This is a genomic window from Burkholderia sp. MR1-5-21, from assembly GCF_053427715.1.
In genome coordinates this window covers 111779-120102 of record NZ_JBSAXD010000027.1, presented here as the reverse complement: position 1 = coordinate 120102, position 8324 = coordinate 111779, and the positions used below count along the sequence as shown (strand labels likewise).

Here is an 8324-nt window from a genome sequence, read left to right as displayed (position 1 = left end):
AGCCGGTTCGCGGTGCTGTCGCGCTTCCTGCCGTCCGGGCGCAGCGTCGCGATCGGCGTGCCGTTCCTGTGGCTGACGATCTTCTTCGCGGTGCCGTTCGTGCTGGTGCTGAAGATCAGCTTCGCGGACCTGATGCTTGGCATTCCTCCCTATACGCCTCTGGCGCGTATGGAAGCGGGAATGGTGCACGTCGTGCTGTCGCTGAAGCACTACGCGCTGTTGCTGCACGACGACCTCTACCTGAACACGTACGTCAGCTCGCTGAAGATGGCCGCGCGCTCGACGCTGATGTGCTTGCTGTCCGGCTATCCGATCGCGTACTTCATCGCCCGCTCGGCGCCGGCACGCCGCAACCTGCTGATGATGGGCGTGATGCTGCCGTTCTGGACGTCGTTCCTGATCCGCGTGTACGCGTGGGTCGGGATCATGAAGGACGACGGCCTGCTGAACCACGCGCTGTCGGCGCTCGGCCTGATCGCGGCGCCGCTGCGCCTGTACCACACCGATACCGGCGTCTACATCGGGATGGTCTATTCGTACCTGCCGTTCATGGTGATGCCGCTGTACGCGCATCTCGTGAAGATGGACCTCACGTTGCTCGAAGCCGCCTGCGACCTGGGCGCCACGCCGTGGTCCGCGTTCTGGCGCATCACGCTGCCGCTGTCGAAGAACGGGATCATCGCGGGCAGCCTGCTGGTGTTCATTCCGGCGGTCGGCGAATACGTGATTCCGGAACTGCTCGGCGGCGCGAACACGCTGATGCTCGGCCGCGTGATGTGGGACGAGTTCTTCAACAACATGGACTGGCCGATGGCCTCCGCGGTGACGGTGTCGATGGTGCTGCTGCTGCTCGTGCCGATGGCGGTCCTCCATCGCTACCAGGCCGACGGGGAGGGCCGCAAATGATCAAGGCGAATCGCATCCTGTCGGCCGGCGTGCTGACCGCGGGCTTCCTGTTCCTGTATGTCCCGATCGTCAGCCTCGTCGTGTATTCGTTCAACGCGTCGAAGCTCGTGACAGTTTGGTCCGGCTTCTCGCTGCGCTGGTACGGCGCGCTGCTGCACGACGACGAGCTGCTGACGGCCGCATGGCTGTCGCTGAAGATCGCGCTGCTGACCGCCACCGCGTCGGTCGCGATCGGCACCTGGGCCGGCTTCGTGCTGGCCCGCATGGGGCGCTTTCGCGGCTTCACGTTCTATGCGGCGATGATCAACGCGCCGCTCGTGATTCCGGAAGTGATCCAGGGGATCTCGCTGCTGCTGCTGTTCGTCGCGATGCAGCAGCTGTTCGGCTGGCCGGCCGGGCGCGGCTTGCTGACGATCTGGATCGGCCACGTGATGCTGTGCCTGTCGTTCGTCGCGATCATCGTGCAGTCGCGCGTGAAGGAGCTCGACCGCTCGATCGAGGAAGCGGCGCTCGACCTCGGCGCGAAGCCGCTGAAGGTGTTCTTCGTGATCACGCTGCCGCTGATCGCGCAGGCGCTGGTGTCCGGCTGGCTGCTCGCATTCACGGTGTCGATCGACGACGTGATCCTGTCCGCGTTCCTGTCCGGCCCGGGCTCGACGACGCTGCCGCTCGTCGTGTTCTCGCGCGTGCGGCTCGGACTCAATCCCGAAATGAATGCGCTCGCGACGATGTTCATCACGGTCGTGACGATCGGCGTCGTCGTCGTGAACCGCGCGATGCTGGCCCGCGAGCGCAGGCAGGCGCGCGACGCGCGCGCGTGGCTCGCGGCGTCCGAGCCGGCCGGCGAGCCGATCGCCGCCGCTGCTCCCCAGTACGCACACCGGGCGAGCCCGGCTCTTCGGGCCGACCCCGCACCGCATCCATCGAAGTGACCAACGACAAGACGAGACGCATCACAAGGAGACTTTCCATGAAGAAGAGGTTGCTCTGCGCGCTGGTGGCAGGAGCGCTCCCGGCGCTGGCCGCAGCGAGTCCGACCGGCGAGCAGATCAAGGCGCTGCAGGCGCAGATCGTCGCACTGCAGCAGCAGATGAAGGCGATGCAGGCGCAACTCGGCGCGAAGTCTGCCGCCGCAGCGGCCGCACCGGCGCCGGCGAGCGCGACCGCTGGCGATCCGTCGTCGCCGGGCTACGGCCAGGCGCAGGCGGTGCTCACCAACGACGACCTCACCGAGATGAAGCAGCAGGTCGCGAACCAGCAGCTGAAGGTCGATGCGCTGACCGACGCGGCCCGCACCGGCCCGATCGCGGGGCTGTCGGTCACGGGTTATCTCGATCCGACCTACCTGTATAACCGCGGCGCCGGCACGTCGTCGTTCCAGTTCGCGAACCACGAGAACGCATACACGTACTACAACAGCACGTTCGGCGACGTGTTCCTCGACATCAAGAAGACGTTCGGCGTCGGCCCGACCGCGCCGTCTGCGGAAATCACGCTGATGCCGAATCGCGGCGCGGGCCTGTCGATGATGACGGGGAGCGGCGCGAGCGGCCTCGATATCGTGAACACCGCGGTCGTCACGGTGCCGCTGTCGGGCACGACCGCGTTCGTCGGCGGGCTCGTGCTCGGCTTCGGCGGCTACGAGTACCAGCAGTCGAACCAGATGCTGACGTTGACGCACAACCTGCTGTACGACTTTTCCGATCCGGGCTCGTCGATCGGCGCGGGCGTCAACTATCAGAGCGCGGACGGCCACTGGGCGTGGAAGTTCTTCGTCGGCAACGAGCAGTTCCGCAGCGCGGGCGCGGTCACGCAGATTGGCGTCAACGCGTTCGGCGACCCGATCTCGACGAGCAACAAGGTGCCGACCTTCACCGCGCGCGTCGACTACATGCACGGCAGCGCGCTCGACGTCGGCGGCTCGATCAACATCGGCCGCCAGACGCTGCCGAGCGCGTTCGATCCGGCGACCGGCAGCGTACGGTACGGTGTCGGCGGCAATGCGCCGAGTGCCTACGGCGCGTTCTTCTTCGGCGAAGCGGACGCGACCTATACGCTGGCCGACGCGCAGTACAACGCGGAGGTCGACTACGGCCAGCAGCAGCACGGCGCGTTCAACGGCGGGCTCGCGCAATGGTTCGGGCTGTCGCTGCTCGCGCATCGCAAGTTCAACGCGCCGGTGGTCGGGCGCATGGGCGCGACGCTGCGCTACGACCTGCTCGTCAACCGCAAGAACGGCGGCGGCGGGTCGTCGATCGGCCTGAACGGCAACGGGATGGATCCGTCCAACGGTTTCGGCATCGACGCCGATTGCCTCGCGATGTCGAAGGCGAACGGCGGTGTCGGCTTCGAATGCAAGGGGGCGACCAGGCAGGCTGCTGCGTTCGACCTGCTGTTCTATCCGACGCAGCAAGTGACGGTGAAGGTCGAGTATCGCCACGACTGGGCGAGCAACAAGGTCTTCCTGCGTCACGACGGGTCGTACGGGAAGTCGAACGACCTGCTGGCGACGCAACTCATCTACTCGTTCTGATGCGACGCAGGCGTCGGGCCGCGAAGGCCGGGCCGGCGCCGCTCGCGAATCCTATCCATGCTCAAGTTCGAAAACCAGGCACACGCTCCGTCGTACTACGCGGCCACCGCGAACGACCGCACCCGTCACCCGCCGCTCGATGCGACGGTTTCCGCCGACGTCTGCGTGATCGGCGGGGGGCTCACGGGCCTGTCCGCCGCGCTCGAGCTCGCGGAGCGCGGCCATTCGGTCGTGCTCGTCGAGGCGTCGAAGATCGGCTGGGGCGCAAGCGGACGGAATGGCGGCCAGCTGATCGCCGGCTATGCATGCGACATCGATACGTTCTCGCCATACATGCCGGAAGAGGACGTGCGGCGCGTATGGGCGATGGGGCTGGAATCGGTCGACATCGTCCGGGAGCGGGTGGCCAAGCACCGGATCGATTGCGACCTGACGTTCGGCTACCTGACCGCCGCGAACAAGCCGCGCCATGTCGACGCGCTGCGCGCATGGCGCGATACGGCCGCGTCGCGCTTCGGCTATCGCGCGTACGACTTTGTCGAGCGCGGTGACATGCATCGCTTCGTCGCGTCGGACCGCTACCTCGGCGGGCTCTACCACGCGGGCAGCGGCCATCTGCATCCGCTCAACTACACGCTCGGCCTTGCGCGCGTGGCGCGCGAAGCGGGCGTGACGATCCACGAAGACACGCGTGCGCAAGCGATCCGCAAGACCGCGAGCGGCCATCAGGTGGCGTGTGCGCGCGGACAGGTGGATGCGCGCTACGTCGTGCTCGCCGGCAACGCGTATCTCGGCCGGCTCGCACCGGCGCTCGCACGCAAGATCATGCCGGTGGCGACGTACCTGATCGCGACCGAGCCGCTCGGCGATGCGCGGGCGGATGACGCGATGCCGGCCGGCGCGGCGATCTGCGACTGCAATGCAGCGCTCGACTATTTCCGGCTGTCGAAGGACCGCCGGCTGCTTTGGGGCGGCAAGGCGAGCAGCTCGATGAGCACGCCGCGCGATCTCGCCGCCGCGATGCGGTGCGACATGCTGAAGACGTTTCCGCAACTGGCCGACGCGCGGATCGACTATGCCTGGGGCGGCGTCATCGACGCGACGATGAACCGCGCGCCGCATTTCGGCCGGCTCGAACCGACCGTGTACTTCGCGCAGGGATTCTCCGGACACGGCGTCAACGTCACGGGGCTCGCGGGCCGTCTGATCGCGGAAGCGATCGATGCGCAGGCCGGCCGCTTCGACCTGTTCGGCCGGATCCGCCACCGCGATTTCCCGGGCGGGCCGCTGCTGCGCACGCCGATGCTGATGCTCGCGATGGCGTGGCACCGGATGATGGATGTGCTTTGAACCCGCGTGAACAGGCGCTGGCCGGCCACGCGATACCCGAACTTCATCGAACTTTGCATACGCTGGAGGCGTACATGACGGACATCACGAATCTCGTCGACCTGATACAGGACCCGGCCGAGCTGATCCAGAGCCGCGTGCCGCGCGGACTGCTGCTGGCCGGCAATCCGATGCAGACGCTCACGCGTCACTACATCAGCCCGTGCGGGCAGTTCAGTTGCGGCATCTGGGAGTGCACGCCCGGCCGCTGGACCATCGAGTACGACGAATCCGAATACTGTGAAATGCTGAGCGGCGTCGCGATCGTGCGCGACAGCAACGGCAACGAGCGTGTGCTGCGCGCCGGCGATCGCTTCGTGATTCCGCCGGGCTTTCGCGGCACCTGGGAAGTCGTCGAGGCGTGCCGCAAGATCTACGCGTCGCACGCACCGCAGGCCGGGACGTCGCTCGCGTAGCGCGGGTCCGGCAGGTTACGTCAATCATCGAGATCAACGAGGAGCATCAGATGACTCAACAGTTGTGGCGCCTGAGCGCGGTTGAAATGGTCGAGCGCGTCGCGCGGCGCGACGTGTCGTCGACGGAACTCACGCGGAGCTGCCTGCAGCGGCTCGAGCAGGTGAATCCCGCCATCAACGCGATCGTCGACGTGCTCGCCGACAGCGCGTTGCATGCGGCAGCGCAAGCCGATGCGGCGATCGCGCGGGGCGAGCCTGTCGGCCCGCTGCACGGGGTACCGGTGACGGTGAAGATCAACGTCGACACGGTCGGGTGCGCGACCACGAACGGCGTGACCGCGTTCAAGGACCTGCTCGCGCACGACGACAGCCCGGTCGTCGCGAACCTGCGCAAGGCTGGCGCGATCGTGATCGGGCGCAGCAACGCGCCGGCGTTTTCGTATCGCTGGTTCACCGACAACGACCTGCACGGCCGCACCGCGAATCCGTGGAATCCGCAGCTGACGCCCGGCGGTTCCAGCGGCGGCGCCGCGGCGGCGGTCGCCGCCGGGATCGGCGCGATCGCGCACGGCAACGATCTGGGCGGCTCGATCCGCTATCCGGCGTACGCGTGCGGCGTCGCGGGGCTGCGGCCGAGCGGCGGGCGCGTGCCTGCGTACAACCCGACGCAGTCGAAGGACCGGACGCTCGCGGTGCAGCTCGCATCCGTGCAGGGGCCGCTCGCGAGAACGGTCGGCGACCTGCGGATCGCGCTCGATGCGATGGCGGGCGGCGACGCGCGCGATGCGTGGTGGATGCCGGTCGCGCCGGCCGGCCGCGCGCCTGCGCCGACCTTTCCCGCGCGCGTCGCGGTGTGTACGGAGCTGCCGGGCGTCCGCTCCGACGGGGTGGTCGTCGACGCGACCCGGCAGGCCGCGCGCTGGCTCGAAGACGCGGGCTGCATCGTCGAGGAAGCGGTGCCGCCGCGGATCGACGAAGCCTGCGCACTGTGGCTGGATCTCGTGACCAACGAAGCGGGCGCCGGGCTCGGCGACGTGATCATGCAGCACGGCGACGCCACGATCCGGACCGCGTTCGCGAGCCAGCGCCGCCTGGCCGCGCCGCTCGACCTGGCCGGCTACATGAACGGTCTCGCGCGGCGGACCGGCTTGCTGCGGGACTGGCAGCAGTTCTTTGAACGCTATCCGCTGCTGTTGATGCCCGTGTCGTGTGCGCGGCCTTTCTCGATCGACGCGGACCAGCACGGCGACGCCGCCGTGCGTCACATTCTCGACATGCAGGGGCCGCTGCTCGCGACCGCGCTGCTCGGGCTGCCGGGGCTGTCGGTGCCGACCGGCGTGCGCGATGGCGTACCGACGGGCGTGCAGCTCGTCGCCGGACGCTTCCAGGAGGCGCTGTGCCTTGCCGCCGGCGAGGCGATCGAGGCGCGCGCGGGCGTCTTTACGCCGATCGATCCGGTTGCCGCGGCGTGATGCGTCACTTCCAATGGAAATCCAGATGAACGATAAAACGTTTGAAGATTGGCAGGCCGGGGCCGCGTCGCTCGAAATCGACGGACGCGCATTCATCGACGGCAAGCTGCATGGCGCGCGAAACGACAGGACCTTTGCCTGCGTCAGCCCGATCGACGGCCGTGTGCTCGCACAGGTTGCCGACTGTGGCGAGGCCGACGTCGACGCGGCCGTGGCGGCGGCCCGCCGCGCATTCGACGCAGGCGTCTGGGCCGGCATGAATCCGCGCGACCGCAAGGCCGTGCTGCTGCGCTGGGCCGGGCTGATGCGCGAGCATCTCGACGAGCTGGCGCTGCTCGAGACGCTCGACGCGGGCAAGCCGATCGGCGACACGACGGCGATCGACGTGCCGGCCGCCGCGCATTGCGTCGAATGGTATGCGGAGGCGATCGACAAGGTCGGCGGCGAGGTCGCGCCGGCCGATCGTCATCTCGTCGGGCTCGTCACGCGCGAGCCGGTCGGCGTCGTCGCCGCGGTGGTGCCGTGGAATTTTCCGCTGCTGATGGCCGCGTGGAAGTTCGCGCCGGCGCTGGCCGCCGGCAACAGCGTGGTGCTCAAGCCGTCGGAGAAATCGCCGCTGACCGCGCTTCGTGTCGCGCAGCTCGCGCACGACGCAGGCGTGCCGCCCGGCGTATTCAACGTCGTGCCGGGCGGCGCCGAGCCGGGCAGGCTGCTCGCGCTGCATCGCGACGTCGACTGCATCGCGTTCACCGGGTCGACGCGCACCGGGCAGCAGATCCTGGCCTGCGCCGCGCAATCGAACCTGAAGCGCGTGTGGCTCGAGCTCGGCGGCAAGTCGCCGAACATCGTGCTGCCCGATTGTCCCGATCTCGATCGCGCGGCGAAGGCGGCGGCAGACGCGATCTTCTTCAACATGGGCGAGGTGTGTACCGCGGGTTCGCGTCTGCTCGTGCATCGCGACATCAAGGACGCGTTCGTCGCGCGGGTTGCCGATGCCGCGCGAAGCTATGCGCCCGGGCATCCGCTCGATCCGTCGGTGACGATGGGGGCGATCGTCGACCACGTCCAGCTCGATCGCGTGATGGGGTACATCGCTGCGGGGCGCAACGAAGGGCGGCTCGTGACGGGCGGCTCGCGGGTTCGGGAGGAAACCGGCGGCTTCTACGTGGAGCCGACCGTGTTCGAGGTCAGGCCGGATGCGAAGGTGGCCCGCGAGGAAATCTTCGGGCCGGTGCTGTCGGTGATCGAATTCGATGATGTCGACGATGCGGTGCGGATCGCGAACGACACCGAATACGGGCTCGCGGCGGCCGTCTGGTCCGGCAGCCTGACGACGGCGCACGAGGTGGCGAGGCGCCTGCGGGCGGGAACCGTCTGGGTCAATTGCTACGGCGAAGGCGGCGGCGACATGAGCTTCCCGTTCGGCGGCTACAAGCAGTCGGGCAACGGCCGCGACAAGTCGTTGCACGCGATCGACAAGTACACGGAGCTGAAGTCGACGATCGTACGGCTGGGGTAGGGGCGTTGCCGTTGGAACGCGGCCGTTCGATCGTTGAGAAAGGATCGAACGGCCCAGTACAGGCGACGATGCAGAAAAGTCCGTCGGTG

General features: G+C 68.0%; 7 protein-coding genes. All 7 read left to right on the top strand.

Annotated elements, in window-relative coordinates:
- Window positions 1-906 (top strand): ABC transporter permease subunit (locus ACV229_RS30260; RefSeq protein ID WP_448086755.1); only part of this gene is annotated, 906 nt, incomplete at its 5' end.
- Entirely contained in the window at window positions 903-1838 is a 936-nt protein-coding gene (locus tag ACV229_RS30255) for an ABC transporter permease subunit (RefSeq protein ID WP_448086754.1), read from the top strand. The genes ACV229_RS30260 and ACV229_RS30255, both read left to right, overlap by 4 nt.
- 38 nt (window positions 1839-1876) lie before the next feature.
- The gene (locus tag ACV229_RS30250; protein WP_448086753.1) at window positions 1877-3439 is read left to right on the top strand and encodes a DUF3138 family protein; all 1563 of its coding nucleotides are present in this window, start codon (window positions 1877-1879) and stop codon (window positions 3437-3439) included.
- 57 nt (window positions 3440-3496) lie between these two features.
- Window positions 3497-4789 (top strand): NAD(P)/FAD-dependent oxidoreductase, encoded by a 1293-nt coding sequence (locus ACV229_RS30245; protein ID WP_448086752.1) that lies wholly within the window; start codon window positions 3497-3499, stop codon window positions 4787-4789.
- A gap of 74 nt (window positions 4790-4863) precedes the next feature.
- A complete protein-coding gene (locus ACV229_RS30240; RefSeq protein WP_448086751.1) occupies window positions 4864-5244 on the top strand; it encodes a cupin domain-containing protein in 381 nt (126 codons plus the stop codon).
- 50 nt (window positions 5245-5294) lie between these two features.
- A complete protein-coding gene (locus ACV229_RS30235) occupies window positions 5295-6716 on the top strand; it encodes an amidase family protein (protein ID WP_448086750.1) in 1422 nt (473 codons plus the stop codon).
- 25 nt (window positions 6717-6741) lie between these two features.
- Window positions 6742-8235, top strand: a complete 1494-nt coding sequence (locus tag ACV229_RS30230) for an aldehyde dehydrogenase (protein WP_448086749.1) — start codon at window positions 6742-6744, stop codon at window positions 8233-8235.
- Window positions 8236-8324: the final 89 nt, after the last annotated feature.